Here is a 1282-nt window from a genome sequence, read left to right as displayed (position 1 = left end):
CGTCGAGCTCCAATTGGACACGGTGCGCGAGACTACGACCCAGTGGGTCACACTCCGCGCCGGTGACCAGGACGGCGTGGCGTCCGTGGGCGAGACCCCCGGCGGCCGACGTGCCACCCGCCGCGGGCACCTCGGCGACCGCCTCGTCCGTCGGCGCGACCTCGGTCCCCTCGACCGCCGGTTCCGTCGGCTCGGCGGTCGTGGGCTCCGGCGCCGCCGAGGTCGGCGTGGCCCCCACACCCTGCCCGACCACCGAGCGGGTCGCCGTCTGGCTCGCCAACAGGCGCAGGTTCGCGTCGTACGCCTCGGCGGCGAGGGTGACCCGACCCTCGGTGACGTCCTCGGCGAAGGACACCCGGTAGCGCGCGGTGACCGTACGGTCCGGGCAGAGCGTGCCCGGATCCAACTGCCGGTCGGTCAGCCGGGCCACGTCCCCGTCGGTGCGGACGTCCAACGGGAACGAGCCCGTCTCCTCGATGCGGTCCATCCTGACCTGGTCGAGCCGGAGACCCTCCACCCGCAGCACCATCGACCACCGCACCTTGACGCAACCGCCCCGGTCCCGGCGGACCACCGCCGAGACCGTCTCCACCCGTTCACCGGCCCGGAACTCGTCCGGCAGGCCACTCAGCTCGGTGGTGTTGGCCGCCAGCGCGGGCGCGGGCGCCGCCAGGCCCACCCCGGTCAGACAGGCCAGCACCACCCCGGTCCGCAACACGTACCGCCACACCGTCCGCACTGTTCCGCCCTCCCGTCGGTCGCCTCCACTGAGCAACGCTAGGAGCGGAGCAGGCCAGCCGGTAGACGGGCGTGTTCGCACCGGTCGCCACATCCGAGGGCCCGTTTCACCCAGCGTGGTGAACCGGTCACCACTCCCCCGCGACACGCCGGGTGACCGACGCGGGGGAGAATCGGCCGGTGTCCGAGCTCTCCACCGCCTTCGTCCGCCTGCACGCCCGCCTCGCGCCGGTGCCCTTCGTCCCGGAGGTGCGGCTGCACCAGGCCGACGACGCCGTCGGGCTCTGGGAGCTGACCGAGGGCGAGTTCCGCAGCTCCCAGCCGCCGCCGTTCTGGGCGTTCGCCTGGGCCGGCGGGCAGGCCCTCGCCCGGTACGTCACGGACCACCCGGACCTGGTCGCCGGCCGCCGGGTGCTGGACCTGGCCGCCGGATCCGGACTGGTGGCGATCGCCGCCGCGCGGGCCGGTGATCGGGTCCGGCAACATCGGGACCGACCTGATGATCAAGGTGCTGCGGCTCAGTGACAGCCTGCGCATGGTGGCG

At 74.0% G+C, this 1282-nt stretch carries 1 protein-coding gene and 1 pseudogene; one reads left to right on the top strand and one right to left on the bottom strand.

Going from position 1 to position 1282, the window contains the following annotated elements; translation table 11 throughout:
- On the bottom strand, window positions 1-730 hold a 730-nt coding region (locus tag AB0I76_RS30180), incomplete at its 3' end, for a hypothetical protein (protein WP_357042617.1).
- A gap of 188 nt (window positions 731-918) precedes the next feature.
- Here AB0I76_RS30180 and AB0I76_RS30175 point away from each other — a divergent pair.
- Window positions 919-1206: pseudogene (locus AB0I76_RS30175) on the top strand (methyltransferase); the annotation flags it as partial.
- Window positions 1207-1282 lie beyond the last annotated feature (76 nt).

It is taken from the genome of Micromonospora sp. NPDC049799 (genome assembly GCF_040656655.1).
Lineage (GTDB): Bacteria > Actinomycetota > Actinomycetes > Mycobacteriales > Micromonosporaceae > Micromonospora.
Note: the sequence above shows the minus strand (reverse complement) of the source record. Positions and strands in the feature narration are given on the sequence as shown.